Raw genomic sequence first — 18,238 nt, 5'->3', positions numbered from 1 at the left:
GGTCAGTTGAAACCGAGGTGGCAGAGGAAGAGGATGAGGAAGGCGTCGCCGTCGATGACGTCGGCCGCCCAGAGGATGAAGAGGACGATGGTAAACACGGGGCGGGGCTAGAGGGTGATGAGCAGGGTAACGATGATCGCGGTGAGGAAGCCGGCGCCGAAGGCGTTGAGGAGTATCAGGGCAAGCGTCCGCCGGGGTAGCGTCACCGTCGGCGGGTCGTCGGGGAGGGAAAGCCGGGGGGTCATGCCGCCTCCTTCCGCTGCTTCTGAGGGGTAACGCGGTCGAGTTTCTCGCGGACGGCCGCGCGGATGAACTTCGACATGTCGCTCTCACGGGCATCCGCCGTCTCCTTGATGCGCTGCGCAAGGGGAATCGGCATCCAAATGCCGACGTAGGTTTGGTTTATTCGCGGGCGTTTCATGTGTAGTAATGCATTACTACACATTTAAACACGCTTGCAAGTTTTTCTTTCATGGTCGTTTCATTTTTTGTTTAAACCATTTCTAACAAACCCAATGAGCAATCGGCGTCGCGAATCCCAGGTTTCCGCTACCATCTGGATGGAGCATGAACTCAAGAAGACATTACAGGAAGAGTTGAAAAAACGACGCCTGAACCTCTCTCAATTCATGCGGGATGCCATTGCCGAAAAAATGCAGCGCGATTTTGGTTTGGAGATACCGGAGGAGGCTGTGGTCCCCTCTCCTCCGTATTCTATCCAAGGGAAGGTAAAGATTAAGGCCCCTAATAATCAGGGGACGATCATCGGGAATATGAACCTAAAAACCCCCGCCTCGAAATCTGGGGCAAGGAAGTCGTGATCCGGTTTGAATGTCCGAGAATTCCCGATTGCGGGATGCTCCTGCGCAACGACCCCTAACGGGAAGCAATGCTTCCCGAATTTAGTTCATGCGAACTCCCTATCCGCAATCCTCCGCCCGTAACAGAATAAAACTACAAACGTGAACGACAACCCCTATCCTCCCCCCTCGGGCGCCCCCAAGCCCTCCTGGCACATTGGCGCATTGCGCCTGGCATCTGTGGTTATCCTCGTCGCCGGCATTGCCGGCACACTCGCCTGCATCATCCGGCTGCTCGCTCCGGAGCATCGCGATGATATAGCCACAGCAGGTTACGCCCTTGCCATCGCCTTTGGCTCGTGGGTGTGGTTTGTCATGTTGCGAGCCATCGCGCATGTGATCGAGCGACTGGACCGGTAGTCGCCCCATGCGCAAGCGTCACCACAAGCACAACCTCCACCAGTTGCATCTGTTCCCGCGGGCTCGCGTGGAGCACATCGGCGAGGATGCGAAGGGAAATCCCCTCGTCCGCGTCGTCCCGGACGGTGAGATCGTTGCATGGTTGCGTCCCAAGCAATTCGCCCACGCCCTCGGCGTGCATGTGCGCACCGTTTACAGATGGATGCGCAGCGGCGTCATACACCCCGACAAATGGGAGCGCCGCGGTCCCAAGGTTCTTTACATCCAGGCCACCGAAGCCGATCGCCTCCGGGACACCGGCGATAAGTAAAGAAATTCTTGATACAAAAGACGGACGCCAAGGCGTGCGTCTTTTTGCTCCTCTAGGGTGGCAGGGTGAAAACCACACCTGCACACGCACCAAACGACACCACCAAGCCGCGCCCGGTCATTGCCTGGCCGGGCGGCAAAACGAGGCTGCTCCGCCACCTCCTCCCCCGCATACCGGAGCATCGCACCTACTGCGAAGTCTTCGGCGGCGGCCTCGCCCTCTTCTGCGCCAAACCGCCCTCCCGCGTCGAAGTCATCAACGACATCTCCGGCCGTCTGATCGCCTTCTACCGGGTGATCAAGTTCCACCTCCCCGCCCTGCTCGCCGAGATCGAAAACGTCCCCAACTCCCGCCGGGATTTTTTCGACTACCTTGCCCAACCCGGCCTCACCGAAATCCAGCAGGTTGCCCGCTGGTACGTCTGCCAGCGGCTATCTTTTGGCGGGCAGGGCCGCACCTTCGCGCCCACGCGTACGCAGGGCCATCCTCTGATCGAAAACCGTCTGCCAGCCCTGCAAGCCCTCTCCCAACGTCTCGTCACCGTCACCATCGAAAACCTCGACTGGCAGCGCTTCCTGGAAATCTACGACTACCCGGAAGCCTTCCACTTCTTCGATCCGCCCTACTTTGACGACGGCGGCTCCGCCTACAAGGAATGGACGGAGGAGGAGTTTTCCCGGTTCGCCGGCCGCGTAAGGACGCTGCGCGGCGCATGGCTGCTCACCTACCAGGACTGCCCGCAAGCCCGCGACCAGTTCCGCGACTGCCGGATCATTCCGGTGTCACGTGCAAACACCATGAAGAACCGGGAGCCGGCGCGCCGTAACCTGCGCTATCGCGAGCTCGTGATCCTGCCCAAATAGGCCGGTCTCGCGGTCCCCACGCGGGCGCCTCGCGGCCAAACCGCAGGGAGCCCGCGACCCTTCCGCGGCCGGCGTGCGTGACCCTTTCCTGCGCGCCGTCGTTCCGCCCGCTACGATTCGCCTCGTTTCAGACGTAATCGCCCCGCTTCCACCCTTTTCAACCCTTTCCCCGACTCTCACCGGTCATCCTCGGAGCCGGCCGCTATCGTGGCTACGGCCTCTGCAAACCCCTCAGCCAATCTCGTTCGTGATGAATTTACCCGCCGCCCCGACGCTGGTCGCCGCCGATTTCAACGCATTCTTCCGCGAGATTTACGGCTACGATCCGTTCCCCTGGCAGATTGAACTCGCCCGGCGCGCCTGCTCGGGCGATTGGCCCCGCTTTCTTTCCGTGCCCACCGGCAGCGGAAAAACCGCCGCGCTGGATGCGGCCGTGTTCGCCCTCGCCGCGCAGGCCCATCTGCCAGCGGGTGAGCGCACCGTGGGCCGCCGCATCTTTTACGTGGTCAACCGCCGCGTCATCGTGGACGAAGCCCACGAACGAGCCCGTACCATCGCGGCGGCGTTGCGCGAACCCCGCGACGACCAGCCCACTGTCGCCCACGTCGCCTCGGCCCTGCGTTCCATCAATGCTGGCTCCAGCTCGCCACTGGAAAGCGTGCAGCTTCGCGGCGGCATCTACCGCGACCAAAGCTGGGCACGCTCGCTCACCCAACCGCTGATCGTCGCCTCGACCGTGGATCAAGTCGGTTCGCGGCTCCTGTTTCGCGGTTACGGCGTGAGCGCCTCGATGCGCCCGGTCCACGCCGCGCTCGTCGCGCACGACAGCCTGATCCTGCTCGATGAAGCCCACATCAGCCGCCCCTTCGCCCAAACCCTGAATGCAATCAAAGCCTTTCGGGATCATGGCAGCGCCCAGCCGGGCAAACCCGACGCCGCATCGCACCACACCGTGCGTACGCCCTTCGCGTTTCTCCAAATGACGGCGACTCCGCCGACCGACACCACAGAGACCGACATCCTCCGTCTTTCGGAAGCCGATAGCCGGAACCCCGTTCTGGCCACACGATTAAACGCCTCCAAACCCGCCAAACTGGTGATCGCTGACAAGGCCAGCGGAGCCAAGGCACTCGATGTCCTCGCCGCCAAGCTCGCCGAGGAAACCCTCAGTCTTTCCAAACAAGACCCGGCCCCGCGCTCGATCGCCATCCTGGTCAATCGCGTCGCCGTCGCCCGCAAGGTCGAGGATTTGCTCACCAAGCACTTCGCCCCAGGACAAATCACCCTGCTGATTGGCCGCATGCGGCCCTTTGACCGCGACGGCATCACCGGCGTCCTCCGCGCCAGACTCAAAACCCGCCATCCCGACGCCGCCGCACCCGCTACAGGGGAATCCCGTCTGCGTATCGTTGTCGCCACACAATGCCTCGAAGTCGGCGCGGACTTTGATTTCGACGCCTTGGTCACCGAATGCGCCAGCTTCGATGCGCTGCGTCAACGCTTCGGCCGCCTGAATCGTGGCGGACGCCCCATCGCCGCCCGGGCTACCATCGTCATACGCGCGGATCAGATTTTTCCGGAAAGCGCCGACCTCGACACCAACGCCAAGGCCCAAGACCCCATCTACGGAACCGCGCTGGGCCGAACGTGGAATTGGCTCTCCGCCCACGCGCACGACGGCGTCATCGACTTTGGCCTGAAGGCGATGGACGCCCATGTCTCCGCGCTTCGCCAAACAGGCCCGGCCGATGAGGCATTCGGTCGTCTGCTCTCCCCGGCCCCGGCTGCTCCAGTCCTTCTGCCCGCTTATCTGGATGCATGGACTCAAACCAGCCCGGAACCAACGCCCCAACCCGAGCCCGCCCTGTTCATCCATGGGCCGGGACGAAGCGCGGTCGATGTGCAAATTTGTTGGCGCTCCGACCTGCCGGACACTGCCCCCAATATCCGCCTCGCCGATTGGCTCGATACGATCTCCCTTTGCCCCCCCAGTTCCGTCGAATGCCTCTCCATCCCGCTGCATGAGTTCAGCAATTGGTTTTTCGGCGGAAGCAACCCAGATGGCGGCGATATCCTCGGCACCGCACAGCCGGAAGCCCCCGACATTGCCCATGCTCCCGAGAATAAAATCGCGATCATCTGGCGCGGCCTGCGCGATAGCCGCAAGCTGGAGCAGCCGACCGATCTTCGCCCCGGCGACACCGTGGTCCTCCGCCCCGCGGACGGCGGCTGGGGACGAAACGAACTCGGCCATCTGCCGGGAGCCACAGCCGAATCTGTCGATCAAGCCGAACGAGCCTTCCGCCAAATCAAACAACGCCAAGTCATTCGCCTGCGCTCCGAGTTTTTCCCCACGCCCGCCAAGGACTCCGCTCTTGCCCGACTCCTCGAATGGGCCGCGGACGCCAACCGCGACTGGAGCAAAGCGGAACTGCGCGCCACCCTCACCACCGCCTCCGCCGAACTCCCCGAAAACCACCCGGCTGTTCCCGCGTTCAAAGCACTCGCCGAACGAAAAAATGGCCTCGGGTGGACACCCTATCCCGACGAGAAAGGTGTTGTTCTCGTCACTCACCACCGCGTGCCGGAACTAAAAGCCGACAGTGCGCCGAACATCGCCGAGGACGACGGCGAAGACATGCTCTCCAAAACGACGATTGCCGCGCCGCTTCCCCTTGCCGCACATCTGAACGATGTGCTTGCCGCAACCCGACAAACGCTCGCGCAACTGTCCCTTTCTCCGTGGCAAGCCGCGCTCACCTCGGCCGCCATGATCCACGACTGGGGCAAAGCGGACGAACGCTTCCAGGCGATGCTGCTCAATGGCACGCGCTCGCTCGCCTGGGCACAGCCCATCCTGCTCGCCAAGTCGGAAAAGCTCCCCGAAACTGCAGCCGCCTACGAGACTGCGCTCCGTCGCGCGGAACTTCCCAAGGGGTTCCGACACGAACTGCTTTCCGTGCAGTTGGCGGAAACGCCCGCCGCCACGCCCCACTTGCCTGCGGATGCGCTGCAACGCGCACTCGCTCTCCATCTGATCGCCAGTCACCACGGCCATGCGCGCCCATTCGCGCCATGGGTGCCGGATGATTCTCCGCCATCGGTCGAAGTGACACATAACACGACTCGGATCCACCTGAGCGGCGAGGAGCGCCTAGCTTGTCCGCCTCATCGTCTTGATTCCGGTGTGGCCGAACGCTTCTGGCACCTGACCCGGCATCTCGGCTGGTGGGGCCTCGCCTACCTCGAAACCGCGCTGCGGCTTGCCGACCAGCAGGCCAGCGCCGCCGCAGCCACCATTGCGTCGAACCATGACTAACACCCGACAGATACCCCTCACCGGCATCAACGGCGCGAGCCCCTTGGGTTTTCTCGCGGCGCTCGGAGCATTTCGCGTGGCCCAACACGTCCACACCGCCCGTATAGGTTTAAGCTGGGCACCTGCCGGCGGGACTTGGCGGCCAATCCTGCACGCGCCGTACGATACCACGCCCGAATCCCTGGTGGAGGGGCTGGACAAATATCTCCGCGCGCAAGCCGACTCCCCGGCATTCACGGTTGCGAAAAACATCAAGATGCCGGAAAAGGCTTTTCATCACTACGCGACGCAAGCCATTGAACATTGGTTTTCCGGGAACAGACCGAATTGGGCCGCATTCGTCGCCGCCTTCGGTGCCTCGGTTCCGATTGACGAAAATAGATGGACGGAGGACTCCGCCTTCAGGTTCGTTCGCGTGTTCAAAAACGAGACCGACAAAAACGGACGGCCTGAGAAAAAGCCCGGATTTTTGGATATGGTCAGGAGTATCGCCCAAAATACTACACGCGAGAATCTACATGAAACATTGTTCGGACCTTGGGAATTTCGGGACGAAGAGTTTTCCCTACGGTGGGACCCGGAAGACGATCGCCGTTACGCCTTGAGGTGGGCCAATCCAGCTACAGACAAGACAACCGTTGTCCGTGGGGCCAACAGCCTCGCTATTGAAGCGCTGCCGCTGTTCCCAACTATGCCAACCTCCACGCAATTAGCGACAACCGGATTCGTGGGCAAAAAAAGCAACGATACCTTTTGGACATGGCCGATTTGGAATGCACCCATCGGCATCGACGTCTGCCAATCCCTGCTCGCATCCCCTGAACTGGCGAATCCAAGCCTTGAATTGGCCACTTTGTCGCCAACCGGGGTAGTCGCCGTGCTCCGTAGCCAGCGTATCAATCCAAATGACGGCAAATTCAGAAACTTCACTCCTGCGATTCCTGTTGGTGCATGACCCACTCCGCCCACTTCGACCTCGGTCTTTTCGCCCCCCTCCATCTAATCTGCCACTTGTTCAACACCGCCTCCCATGCAGGAATTCCACTTCAAAATCCAATACGACGACTTCACTGCCGAACTCGCGGTCGGCGGCGACCAATCGCTCTACGCCCTCGCCGAGTTCATCATCAAAGCAGTCGGCTTCGACTTTGATCACGCCTTCCAGTTTTGCGACAACCTCAAGCGCCCCTACCGCAGCAAGGAATGCTACACGCTCTTCGCCGACATCGGCGAGGACGACGACAACCCCGGCGTAAAGAAAACCCGCCTCTCCGAAGTCTTCCGCCCTCGCCGGAAAATGATCTTCCACTTCGATTACGGCGACGACTGGTTTTTCCTCGTCACCTGCACCGCGATCAAGGAGTCCTCTGCCAAAAGGCCTTTCAAAAAAGTCGTCGCGACCCAAGGCACCCCGCCCGAACAATACCCCGAGGCGAAAAACTTGCCCTGATCATCGATCGCGATTGCCTGCGTCTCCTGCAACTCACCGCCACCCTGTACTACGCGCCATCACATCCCTCTGTCTTACTCCGTCGTGATCTCGTAGGCAAAGTGGGTCCCTTTATCCGTCACCGTCCGTGCCGACAGCACCCATGCGTCACCCTGACGAACCAGCGTCGTCTCGCGCTGGCGTTTGCCGGTCGCATCTACCACCCAACCACGCCACGCCCTGGAGGCATCGAGCCGAAGTCCGATTTCCACGTCACCCGCCTCCACAAGATGCGGCGCCCGTCCCCGCGCTTCCAGTAACCGCCGGTCCTGATGGGCGAAACGCATACCCGTCGGCAACGCGTCCGTCAGGTGCATGACCAGCAACCGGCCGCTTTCCGCCAGCGGTTTCCCGTCAATCGAGACCACCGATACCGTTCCGAAGGTTTTTCCGTTTTTCACCGTCACTCGTGCGCCTTCGATCTCCTGACCGGCGGGAAGGGCGACCAGTTCGCTGCGCTCCGTCACGACTTTCATCGCCCCTTCCTTCGGGCGCAGTTCGATCTGGCCGGTGTCGCTCACAAACCGCGTCCCGGTCCCGTCGATTGATCCCGGCGGCAACACGCCCGCGGTCTCCAGTCGCCGGGCCAGCGCCTCGTCCGCCCGATAGATGCGCCCCCCGGCGGTTTCCGGAGACACTGTATCCGGAGCGGTCACGACCGCATCCAGTCCGTGGTTGGCCAGTTCATCGTCCGGCGTTCCGGTCCCCGAACCGATGCGGGCGACCAGCCCGAGCCGGGAAAATATCGCGGGGAAATCGCGTTCCCTCGCACCGAATGCACCGGGCGCCTGCACCGCATAGCCGATGGCATGCTTCGCCGGCGCGATATCACCGCGGCGAAAAAGGAGCGCCCCGACCCGATCCGCAAGCAGCCCCACCGGATCGTCGGCGATGGCAAACGTGCCCGTCACTCCGCCGGCTACCGCGGAGGCGCGGCTCGATGCGTATTCGAAATTATAAATCCCGTCCCAGTCCTGAAGGCTCGCATAGGCCGGCATAAGCACGCCGCCTTCGGCTCGGTAGCGGTTGGGCCGGACGTAGTTGAACTCCGATACGACATAGGGTTTCCCCCAGAGGCGGGCCGGCATCAGTCCGCGCGGAGTCTGTGCGGCGGCGCGCACCGCGCTGCCTTGCGAGAAACCGAACGGCAGCGCCCACCGTTTCTCCGGAAACTGCGGGTGATCCCAATACTGGTGATTGTCCACGTAGTCGTAATGCTCCCGGACAAAGGCGAGCGCCTGCGTGTTGTGAAAATTCGCGCCCGTGAGCAGCGCCGTCACCCCCAGCGACCGAAGAAAGGCGTGCATACGCGCGTCGGACGCGATCTGTCGCTCGTGCAGGAACAGGTTGAAGCCGGTCTCGCGGTCACCGCCGGTTTTTTCGCGGCTGGAGGCGTTCTTCCACCATGCGGAGAACGCTTCCTCGTAGCGTTGCCTGATCGTCGGCACACGATCGACCCAAGCCGCCAGCGTATCCTCGTTCACAGGGCATATGCCGATCAGCGCCGGGTCTTCCGCCCAGGTCAGGCCGGTGTGCGGATTCCTGTGCGAGAGCAAACGTTCGGCGAACCTTTTCCAGATCGTGAACGCCTCTTCCGATATTGGCACCAATGCCTTGAACTGATTCCGGATATCGTCTGCCGGATCGATACCCATCGCCGCCACCTCGTCCGCGCCGAAGCCGCGCAGTGTAAACAGGTCGATGTTCACATAAAGGCCGTGGCGCTTCATGGCGGCGAAGAGGACATCGAGTCTTTCGAGCTGCGCCGGTTCGAAATCATGCGAACGTTTCCCCTTCGCCACCAGATCGCGGTCGTAGTGGTGGAAACGCACCGTGTTGTAACCCGAGGCCGCGAGGCGCGCCGCCAGCCGTTCGGCTTCATCGGGTTCCAGGTAGTTGGCCGAGAAACACAGGTTTACGCCCCACAGGCGCACGCGCTCGCCCGGCCTGCCGGCAAATTCGAAATGACCGGGAGGCGTGGCGACGAGCGGACCGTGTTTGCCCGCGGGCGCGTCGGCGAGAAATGAAAAGTCGAATACACCGCCCGGCTCTATCTCCACCGAGTGTTCCCATGCCGCCCACTCCTCCCCCGGCGTGATCACCAGCGGCACCGCCGGTCGGAACGGCACGAGATCGTCGGGCGAACCGCTCATCCCCGCGATCATCCACAACGACGTGCCCGCGCCTTCCAGCGCCACCCCGGTCACCGGTTTTTCCTCCAGCGGGAAACGGGAAACATACAGGCCCACCACCGGACAACTGGCGTTTTCGCCTGTCCAGCCCACGGCCCCGTTGGCCAGGGTGACGGGCGACCACCAGTTGCCTGCATCGCGATTCGCCCGCACCTCGTGCGCGCTTTCGGAGCCGTCGGCATAGCGGATGCGCAGGGCGCCCACAGGCTGGCCATCCGCCGGCAGCCAGGCTCCGGCGTGCAACAGGTAAAGATTGCGCCAGACCGGTCTGCCCGACACGGGAATCGTCGCTGCCTGCGGCACGCCGTCCCGACCCGGCCGGCCCAGCACCAGCGCGGCGCGCCCGTCATTGGCAGCCGGGTCGATGATGTCGAACGTCACTCCGGCGGCGTTCAGTTTTCCCGGCGTCATTCCCGCCAGATCGTTGGCCGGTCCCTGATCTGTCCAGCCTCCTTGGCTGTCACCCGGAACCTCGTCGTGGAAACCGCGATTGGCCTGTGCCTGCAGCGAGACGGGCGTGCTGCGCCAGGGAGCGTGGCGCAGACTGACTTCCAGCCCGGCCTGCCGGAGCCGTTTTTCCGGCAGCGGAAACCGGATGCGCACGGTATAGGCTTCCTGCTTCCACTCACGCTGGTCCTGCACGAGCAGACCGAAGACGCCGCTGATCTCGATCGTGCCCGTCGCCGAGGGCAGGCTCAATGTGCGCGCCCTCGCCGCTGGTTCGAGAAGCACTGTCCGGCCTCCGAACTCCGGCGGCAGGACATGAGGCGTGCCGTCAAGCACCACGGTTTTCCCGGCCACCAGCTCCAGTGGAAGCGTCACCTGCAAGGCCAGCTCCTGCGTCGGCGCGCCTTCGGGATGTGTGGCGAGGTAATCGGCGCGGAAGGATTGGCTGTCGAGCGGCGTCACCCGCTGACGAAAGGAAAGCGGCGCGGCGCTTCCACGGATGGAGAGCGTGCCGCGCGTTTCCCATGTGGTTCCCTCCCGGCGCGGATAACCGGATTCCGCGCGAGCGCGTCCCTGTGCGGTCTGCGACCATTCCGGGGTAAAATGCACCAGCACGAAGTCGAGGTCGTCGAACCGGAAAGCGCCGGTCGCGCGTAGTGAGAGATTCGACACGTCGGGCGGCTGCCCGGTCGCCGCCGCCAGCGTGGCGGCAACGAGTGCAAGGAGATGGAGATGGCGAAACAGGCGGGAAACAGAACGGGTGAAGCGCATGAGGAGAGAGTAAACCGGGACGAGTCCGGGGGATATGTTCAGGAACGGCGACGACGAATGAGCAGGAAGGCAACCAGCCCGCCACCACCCAGGACGGCGCCCGTCGCGCCCGGTTCGGGGATCGAAGTCAATGTGATACTCAGGCTGTGGAGCGTCACGCTGTCGAGCGTCGTGCCGTTGGTCGAGCCGATGGCGAACGTGTCGAAAGCCGTGAACGGGGAGGATATGTCGTTGAATGCGTAGGTGTAGTTGTCCAGCCCCGCGCCGCTCATCACCACTGAGACGTTGAGCGTGTTTTCCGAAGTGCGGGTATAGACGACTTCGAAGGTGTAGTTGATGCCGGAAGCCAGCGAATTTTCCGCCGAGGCAGGCGCGCCTGAACCGCTGGAGGGTGCAATGGAATTGTAGGCTTCGGACAAAAGAAAGTTACTCCCGCCGGGCTTGTTTCGCTTCGCCAGCCCAAAGGTCGCCGAAGTGTCCGTCGGCAGCGTGGGACGGACGTTCACGTAATAACCCGTGTAGTTCTGAAACGTCGCCGAGGAGGATGTCCCCAGGTCGCCGGTGATGCGGTTGCCACCCGAATTCAGCAGCGCGATCCGCAGGGTGTTGTCGCCCGGCGTGGCCTTGGTCTGCACCTCGAAGTTCAGGGTAAGTTTCAGAGAATCGCCCACGCCAAGGGAGACCGGTTTGTCCGCCTCCGTGAAATACGTGAGCGCATTCCATGTATTGTTGATCGAGAGTTTCAGCGAACCGGAAATGTCGTCGTTCACTGCCGTGGTCGAGCTTCCGATACCCGTTGCATACCAGGTCGAGGTGGCGGGCCAGTCCTGCGCCAGACGCTGGTTGACGGGGAAGGTTTCTTCGAGGATGACGGCTGCGCGGGCCGTGTCCGTGAGACAAATGCCCGCGGTCAGGACCGGGAGTGCAAACATGCGAAGGATTCGCGATGCGGAGGTTGTGGTATTCATGGGTTGGGTTGGAGTGAAAGAGACAAGAACGGTCGTGCTCGGAAAAACGGATTCTCCGTAGTTTTTATATCAATACGAAATATGGAGATTCCGTTGGCGGATCGTGCCCTTGGCGAAGGCCCTGACATGACCGTCGGCAAAGGCGACGTTGACGCGCCCGCCGTGCCGGAAACGGAAGCAGGCCGTGCCATCATCGGTATCCGGCCCGTCATTGATCACGTTATCAGCCGATTCGACAGGCGCCGTTTTGGTCCCCGTGGTATCGACCTGCCAAAAGCGGGCGTGCGCGCCGCCATGCGCCTGCTGGCCTCCGTCCGCCACGAGAATGACTTCCGTAGGACGCTGGACGGCGGACACCAGGACACGGCGTGGCGTTTCGTTGGCGAGATCGACCATGATGATCGGGTTGAGCGAATAACTGGAGCGCCAGTATTCGGAGGCCGCCGGCGGATCGAACGAGCGCGACGGGCACACCAGCAGATGCGATTCCTTGTTCCCGAAATACGGCTGCAAGGTGGATGCCCAGGATGTGTTCGTTTCGTTCAGGGCAGGCGGAAACACATCCCGTTGCTCCTGGGCTGCGAGAAGGATCGCGACGGCTATCTGACGCTGGTTGGAACCGCATCGGGCCGCCCGCGCCGATTCGCGAACCTTGCCGACTGTCGGGATGAGAATGCCGGCCAGAATGCCGATGATCGCGATGACGGTCAGAAGCTCGACGAGGGTGAAAGCAGAGGAACAACGAGGGGATTGGTTCATCAGGGATCGACTTATGTCTTCCAATGTGCGACAATTCAAGACAAATCTTCTCCAAGTCGACATTTTGATCATGTCGCGCCACCTGGCGTGCCTATCGTCAGCGGGCACGATGTCTCTCCGTCCACAGATCAATGCACGCCTCCCCGAGCCCTTGCTGGCCGACGTGGAAGCGATTATGGAAGCACGTGGCATCAAGCATCTGAGCGATTATATCCGCCAGCTCATCACCGCGGACGTCCGGCGGTTTCACGAGGAGGAGTATGCCGTCGGACGAAAGGACCCAGAATTTCAGGAGTGGCTGCAACAAAAACGAGCCGCCCGCAAGAAGAAGACCGGCACCTGACGCACGGTTGGTCTTCATCGTTGCCGTCCGCCGGGAAATCGCCAAGGTCCTCCCTCGCAACAGACGAGCACGCAGTCCGAAATCCGGTTCAGAGATCCTTGTCCGGGGCGTCAGGATTTGCTTCGGCAGTAATCCCGCTTGCGGGAGCGCCCATCTCGTTGTGCCGTCCGTTGCACTTTTTCGCTCATGGCCGCCGCATCCGACCTTTCCCTCCGTCTCTCACTCCGCCAGGTCCGGCATCTGGCCGGAGATGTTTTTTATGAACGGGGCGAAGACTATTTTGCCAACGGTCTCGTCCAGTCCCTCGTCCAGCACGGGAACACCGTAACGGCCGTCGTCAGCGGAACGCACGATTATACCGTCAGGCTTTCGGCCGAGGACGGCCATCTCGTCCACCGTTGCTCCTGCCCGCTCGGGCTGGACGGAGCATTCTGCAAACACACGGTGGCGACGTGCCTCGCCTGGCTCGACGCAGGCAAAAACGACACCCGCCAGTCATCCGGAAAACGTGCCGTCCGGAGCACTGCAAGCGTCGAGCTGGTAACGATCGACGATCTCCGCCCCTGGCTGCTTCAGCAACCCGCCGGTGTTCTCGCCGATTTTTTGCTGGAAACCGCCGTCCGCGACACTCGCCTGCGTGAAAAGCTCGTCCGCCTCGCCGCCCGCGCCACGGCCAGAGGCATCGACCTCTCCGTCTACCGCAAGGCCATCGACCGCGCCACCCGCACCCGCGGGTTCATCGACTACCACGAAGCCTCCGGCTTCGCCGAAAACGTGCGTGAGGCGGTTGCCCCCTTACAGGAGATTCTTGACGAAGATCCCTCACAGGCCGCCGTCGTCATGGATCTCGCCGAACACACTCTCACCCGCGTCGAAAACGTCCTTGCCGAAGCCGATGACTCTGACGGTGAAATCGGCTCCGTTCTCGACGAGTTGCAGGACCTCCACCTCGCCGCCTGCAACATTGCGCGCCCCGATCCCGAAGCTCTCGCCGCCCGTCTGTTCGCGTGGGAAACGCACGACGGATGGGGGGTGTTTCACAACGCCGCCGAAATCTATGCCGACGTCCTCGGCGCCGCCGGCCACGCCGCATATCGCCGCCTGGCCGAAGCCGCCTGGGCAAAACTTCCCGCCCACAAACCCGGAGACCACGAAGGCTACAAGGGTAGTCGTTACCGCATTACAGGCATCATGGAATCCCTCGCCCGCGCCAGCGATGACATCGATGCCCTGGTCGCCATCAAGGCCAAAAATCTTTCGTACGCGTGGGACTATCTGCAAATCGCTGAAATTTACCGCGAGGCCAGCCGCACCGACGATGCCCTCGACTGGGCCGAACGCGGGCTCCGGGCCTTTCCCCGCGACACCGATTCCCGCCTGCTCGCTTTCCTTGCCGACGAGTATCACCGCCGTCGTCGCCATGACGACGCCCTCGCCCTCGTCTGGCGTCCCTTCGAATCGCACCCCACCCTCGAAAACTACCAACTCCTCAAACGGCACGCCAAACGCGCCGCCGCCTGGCCGGCCTGGCGCGGACGCGCCCTCGATTACCTGCGCACCAAAATCGCCCGCGAAGAACCCCCGCGCAAAAACGTTCACCCGCACGCCTTCTGGACCGCCGCCCTGTCCGCCTCCCTTGTCCGTATCCACCTTTGGGAAAAAGATGTCGAAACCGCCTGGCTCGCCGCGCAAGACCAGCGCCTCCCCTCCGACCTCTGGCTGGAACTCGCCGCCGCCCGCGCCAAAACCCATCCAGCCGCTGCCATCCCCCTCTACCTGCGAGAAGCCGAGTCGCACATCTCCCGGACGGGCAAGGAGGCCTACCGGACGGCCGTCACCTTGCTGAAAAAGATCCGGGATCTCCACCTCCGCCTCAGCCAATCCGCCGAATGGACTGCGCTGCTGAACCGCCTTCGCACGACACACAAGGCCAAACGCACCTTTATCGCGCTTGTCTCCGATCTGTAAATCCCGCGAATCGGCAAGACCGCAGGCTGACCGCTGCCCGGACTATTTTCTGTTCTTCGGTTTGTTTTTCATAGCTAACATGAAAAAAATCGTTTTACAGTCATTACATGCCCTCGCCCGCTTCCGATGCTTCCATCCGCCCGTCCGGAGGAGACACTCCGCAAGAGGAACCTCTCCAGGCGCGCATGCTCAACGAGTTCGTCTATTGCCCGCGTCTCTTTTATTACGAATACGTCGAAAGTGTCTTCGAGCACAACGCCGACACCCGCCGCGGCGCCGCCCTTCACAAACGTGTCGATGCCGGCAAAGGCGCTCTCCCGCCCGCCACCCCCGGACCCGAAACGGACGACGCCCCGTCAGCCGACTCGCCGAAGGAAGAAAAGGAGACGCCCGACGTCATCCACACCCGCTCCGTTTCCCTCGCGTCCGACCGCCTCGGCGTCATCGCCAAGATGGACCTCATCGAAGTCCGTCCGCCCGCCCCCGACGACGGCACGCCCGGCGACCTCCTCGCCCCGCTCCGCGTCACCCCCGTGGACTACAAGATCGGCTCCCCGCGCGAGGGAGAAACCGGTCCCGAAATCTGGGACGCCGACCGTATGCAACTCGGCCTCCAGTGCCTCATCCTGCGCGACCAGGGCTACGCCTGCGACGAAGGCATCATCTACTACCGTGCCACCAAACAGCGCGTGCCCCTTCTTGTCACCACCGAGCTGGAAAACTGGATACACGCGCAGATCGCCGCCGCCCGGCGCTGCATGACCGGCCCCATCCCGCCGCCGCTCGCCGATTCGCCCAAGTGCCCCCGCTGCTCGCTCGTCACCATCTGCCTCCCCGATGAAACGCGCCTCCTGCGCGAAGCCCCCGCCCACCCTGACGACGAAGACGCCCCCGCCATCCAGGACGCCTTCCCCTTCGATCGCGACTTTGCTCCGCCCCGACCCGCAAACAGCGGCGCCGGACCGTCGGCATTACCTGCCGCCGATCCCGCCACGGCCCGCCGTCTCGTCGCTGCGCGCGATGACGAACGCGAACTCTACATCACCACGCCCGGCACCAGCCTCGGCAAGAAAAGCGAACTCATCCAGATCCGGGAAAAGGGCGAACTGGTAAACGAATTCCGCATTAAAGACCTCAGTCATGTCGCCATTTTCGGTTCCGCGACGATCTCTACCGCGTTGCTCAACGAACTCGCCGAACGCGACATCGCCGTCAGTTATTTCACCGCCGCCGGCACCCTTCGCGCCTGGACGCGCGGTCCCAGCCTGAAAAATGTTTTCACGCGCATCGCCCAGTTCCGCGTCGCAGATACTCCCGGTGTCGCGCTGCGTATCGCGCGCCTCTTCGTGCAGGGGAAAATCCGCAACCAGCGCACCCTGCTCATGCGCAACCATGCCATGCCCCCGGCCTCCACTCTCGGTCGTCTCCAGCACGCCATCAGCGCCGCCGCATCAGCCGAAACCATTGAAGAACTGCTCGGCATCGAAGGCGCCGCCGCCCTCGCGTATTTCCAGGATTTTTCCGGCATGATCAAAACCACCGGAGATGACATACTCGACGCCATCGCTGACGGCAGCCTCTCCGGAACCGGGCCTGCCTCCACAGCCGGAGACCCGCTGCCTGCTGCGTCCGGAGGCGGACGCCGCCGTAATGGCCGGCGAGACACACCCGGCCAGGAGTTTTTCAGGTTTGATTTCACGCGCCGCAATCGCCGGCCGCCACGCGACGCAGTCAACGCGTTGCTGTCGCTCGCCTACAGCATCCTGGCCAAGGATTGCACCAGCGCCGCCCATGCGGTCGGTTTCGATCCATATGTCGGTTTTTATCACCAGCCGCGATTCGGACGCCCCGCGCTGGCGCTCGATCTCATGGAGGAGTTTCGTCCCATTGTCGCCGATTCGGTCGTGTTGACGTTGATCAACACCCGCATGATCGGCCCCTCCGATTTCGTGCGCGCCGGAGACGCAGTGAACCTGAGTCCGGCAGGCAGGAAGCAGTTTTTCAACGCGTATGAACAACGCATGCGTTCGACGATCACGCATCCGGTTTTTGATTACAAGGTGAGTTACCGGCGCGCGCTGGAGCTGCAGGCCCGGTTGCTGGCCAAGGCGCTGACCGGAGAGATTGCCGCCTACGTGCCGTTTACGACGAGATAGCGTCGGCCGAGGCGGTTCTCCGGCGCGCACCGATCGATAAAAGAAGGAACTCATCGCAACGGCGCTGCGCCATGGCGTGTAGAATCCCGGTAAGTAACGCCGTGACAAACGAGCCGGAGTTTGCCAGCTTTTGAGAGTTGTCCGTATTTGCGGGCACGAACCAGCAAACGCCATGCGCCACACCTACATTGTCAGTTACGACATTTCGGATGCGAAACGCCTGCGCCACGTATTCCGCATCTGTCAGGATTACGGCAATCACCTGCAGTATTCGGTTTTCGAGTGTGATCTGAATGCTACGGAGAAAGTGGAGCTGGAGGCGAAACTGAAAAACACGATCCATCACACGGAGGACCAGGTATTGTTTATCGGTCTGGGCCCGACGGAGAGCCGGGGTGACCGGGAAATTACATCGCTAGGACAAGCGTATCACCATTTTGATGCGCCCTGTTTTGTCGTGTAAACCCGACTCGGCCCGGACCGGAGATACGAAACCCGACAGGACATGGATTCAGGGATCGGAATAGTTCCCGGCAGTTTTTTGACAGCGAGCGCGCGAGCGGCAAGATGGTCACTCTTTCCGCCTGCTCCGCTCGCACCTTGATTAGAAACGGTTTATAAAAAACAGGATGACAATCGTCGTAGAAGCATACCCGCCTTTACCTACCCGCTCGCAAAGTGCAGTCTTGCACTTTGTGGAAGCGCTACTTGGGTAGGTGCTCACTCCACGCCGTTCGCGGCGTGGCTTCGTTGAAGCACAGCGACTTCACCGTCAGCGGCGTCCCTGCGGCCGCACTCCACGCCGTTCGCGGCGTGGCTTCGTTGAAGCTTTCCCGCCCGGCAGAGCTGGCGGCGGACATGGCCGCCACTCCACGCCGTTCGCGGCGTGGCTTCGTTGAAGCGCGGAGCCGCGATGGGTGCTGATGATCTCCATCGAGCACTCCACGCCGTTCGCGGCGTGGCTTCGTTGAAGCGTAGCAAAGTTGCCCAGTTCGCTGTAGGCGGCGAACACTCCACGCCGTTCGCGGCGTGGCTTCGTTGAAGCACGGCGGCCTTTGTCACGCTGATCGGCGCCAAGCTCACTCCACGCCGTTCGCGGCGTGGCTTCGTTGAAGCTCGTAAGAAAATTGCTCCAAACTCCGCTGCCAGTTGCACTCCACGCCGTTCGCGGCGTGGCTTCGTTGAAGCAACTCGCTGCGCATCTCGCCGTATCAGTTTACGCTCCACTCCACGCCGTTCGCGGCGTGGCTTCGTTGAAGCGGCGCACGCCTTCGTGCTCTCCAGTTCGACGTGCTGCACTCCACGCCGTTCGCGGCGTGGCTTCGTTGAAGCCCCATTTAGCGATCCGCATTTTCAGGTAGATCGCACGGCACTCCACGCCGTTCGCGGCGTGGCTTCGTTGAAGCCTTGACGATGGAGTTGTAACCGTCGTT

17 protein-coding genes and 1 CRISPR repeat array (1 of these 18 cut by a window edge) are annotated in these 18,238 nt (G+C 62.2%); of the genes, 11 read left to right on the top strand and 6 right to left on the bottom strand.

From position 1 onward, the window contains the following. Nucleotides 1-2: 2 nt before the first annotated feature. The 3 genes from OPIT5_21685 to OPIT5_21675 are packed head-to-tail and all read right to left on the bottom strand — an operon-like array spanning nucleotide 3 to nucleotide 421. Nucleotides 3-98: a hypothetical protein gene (locus OPIT5_21685; GenBank protein ID AHF92478.1), complete on the bottom strand. Its 96-nt coding sequence runs from the start codon at nucleotides 96-98 to the stop codon at nucleotides 3-5. Nucleotides 99-107: 9 nt separating this feature from the next. Further along, the gene (locus tag OPIT5_21680) at nucleotides 108-245 is read right to left on the bottom strand and encodes a hypothetical protein (protein AHF92477.1); all 138 of its coding nucleotides are present in this window, start codon (nucleotides 243-245) and stop codon (nucleotides 108-110) included. Then, entirely contained in the window at nucleotides 242-421 is a 180-nt protein-coding gene (locus OPIT5_21675) for a hypothetical protein (protein AHF92476.1), read from the bottom strand. The genes OPIT5_21680 and OPIT5_21675 overlap by 4 nt, the downstream gene beginning before the upstream one ends. 94 nt (nucleotides 422-515) lie before the next feature. Between OPIT5_21675 and OPIT5_21670 the strand changes: the two genes are divergently transcribed. The 7 genes from OPIT5_21670 to OPIT5_21640 all read left to right on the top strand — a co-directional run bounded on the left by OPIT5_21670 (nucleotide 516) and on the right by OPIT5_21640 (nucleotide 7,162). Further along, a complete protein-coding gene (locus OPIT5_21670; GenBank protein ID AHF94586.1) occupies nucleotides 516-821 on the top strand; it encodes a hypothetical protein in 306 nt (101 codons plus the stop codon). Between the two features lie 141 nt (nucleotides 822-962). Then, nucleotides 963-1,220 (top strand): hypothetical protein, encoded by a 258-nt coding sequence (locus tag OPIT5_21665; protein AHF92475.1) that lies wholly within the window; start codon nucleotides 963-965, stop codon nucleotides 1,218-1,220. Between the two features lie 7 nt (nucleotides 1,221-1,227). After that, a complete protein-coding gene (locus OPIT5_21660; GenBank protein AHF92474.1) occupies nucleotides 1,228-1,530 on the top strand; it encodes a hypothetical protein in 303 nt (100 codons plus the stop codon). 65 nt (nucleotides 1,531-1,595) lie between these two features. Further along, complete coding sequence (locus tag OPIT5_21655) at nucleotides 1,596-2,393, top strand: DNA methyltransferase (protein ID AHF92473.1); 798 nt, start codon at nucleotides 1,596-1,598, stop codon at nucleotides 2,391-2,393. A gap of 250 nt (nucleotides 2,394-2,643) precedes the next feature. Continuing rightward, on the top strand, nucleotides 2,644-5,712 hold the full coding sequence (locus OPIT5_21650) for a CRISPR-associated protein Cas3 (GenBank protein ID AHF92472.1): 3,069 nt from the start codon (nucleotides 2,644-2,646) through the stop codon (nucleotides 5,710-5,712). Continuing rightward, nucleotides 5,705-6,667, top strand: coding sequence for a hypothetical protein (locus OPIT5_21645; protein AHF92471.1), 963 nt, complete (start codon nucleotides 5,705-5,707; stop codon nucleotides 6,665-6,667). The genes OPIT5_21650 and OPIT5_21645 overlap by 8 nt, the downstream gene beginning before the upstream one ends. A 75-nt stretch (nucleotides 6,668-6,742) precedes the next feature. After that, on the top strand, nucleotides 6,743-7,162 hold the full coding sequence (locus OPIT5_21640; protein AHF92470.1) for a hypothetical protein: 420 nt from the start codon (nucleotides 6,743-6,745) through the stop codon (nucleotides 7,160-7,162). 74 nt (nucleotides 7,163-7,236) lie between these two features. Here OPIT5_21640 and OPIT5_21635 read toward each other — a convergent pair whose 3' ends face one another. From OPIT5_21635 to OPIT5_21625, 3 genes are all read right to left on the bottom strand, one after another. Then, nucleotides 7,237-10,611 (bottom strand): hypothetical protein, encoded by a 3,375-nt coding sequence (locus OPIT5_21635; GenBank protein AHF92469.1) that lies wholly within the window; start codon nucleotides 10,609-10,611, stop codon nucleotides 7,237-7,239. Nucleotides 10,612-10,649: 38 nt separating this feature from the next. Further along, nucleotides 10,650-11,543, bottom strand: coding sequence for a hypothetical protein (locus OPIT5_21630; GenBank protein ID AHF94585.1), 894 nt, complete (start codon nucleotides 11,541-11,543; stop codon nucleotides 10,650-10,652). 105 nt (nucleotides 11,544-11,648) lie between these two features. Further along, complete coding sequence (locus OPIT5_21625) at nucleotides 11,649-12,362, bottom strand: N-terminal cleavage protein (GenBank protein AHF92468.1); 714 nt, start codon at nucleotides 12,360-12,362, stop codon at nucleotides 11,649-11,651. A 1-nt stretch (nucleotide 12,363) separates the two neighbouring features. Between OPIT5_21625 and OPIT5_21620 the strand changes: the two genes are divergently transcribed. The 4 genes from OPIT5_21620 (at nucleotide 12,364) to OPIT5_21605 (ending at nucleotide 17,268) form a co-directional block, all read left to right on the top strand. Further along, nucleotides 12,364-12,681, top strand: a complete 318-nt coding sequence (locus OPIT5_21620; GenBank protein AHF94584.1) for a hypothetical protein — start codon at nucleotides 12,364-12,366, stop codon at nucleotides 12,679-12,681. A gap of 603 nt (nucleotides 12,682-13,284) precedes the next feature. Further along, entirely contained in the window at nucleotides 13,285-14,649 is a 1,365-nt protein-coding gene (locus OPIT5_21615) for a hypothetical protein (GenBank protein AHF92467.1), read from the top strand. Nucleotides 14,650-14,756: 107 nt separating this feature from the next. After that, nucleotides 14,757-16,805: a CRISPR-associated protein Cas1 gene (locus tag OPIT5_21610; protein AHF92466.1), complete on the top strand. Its 2,049-nt coding sequence runs from the start codon at nucleotides 14,757-14,759 to the stop codon at nucleotides 16,803-16,805. A gap of 172 nt (nucleotides 16,806-16,977) precedes the next feature. Further along, nucleotides 16,978-17,268, top strand: a complete 291-nt coding sequence (locus OPIT5_21605) for a CRISPR-associated protein Cas2 (protein AHF92465.1) — start codon at nucleotides 16,978-16,980, stop codon at nucleotides 17,266-17,268. A 258-nt stretch (nucleotides 17,269-17,526) separates the two neighbouring features. Beyond that, a CRISPR array of direct repeats spans nucleotides 17,527-18,238; the repeat unit is 36 nt; unit sequence CACTCCACGCCGTTCGCGGCGTGGCTTCGTTGAAGC (it continues 7,491 nt past the right edge of the window).

This window comes from Opitutaceae bacterium TAV5, from assembly GCA_000242935.3.
Taxonomy (GTDB): Bacteria; Verrucomicrobiota; Verrucomicrobiia; order Opitutales; family Opitutaceae; genus Geminisphaera.
This window is presented reverse-complemented; position numbering and strand designations above follow the sequence as displayed.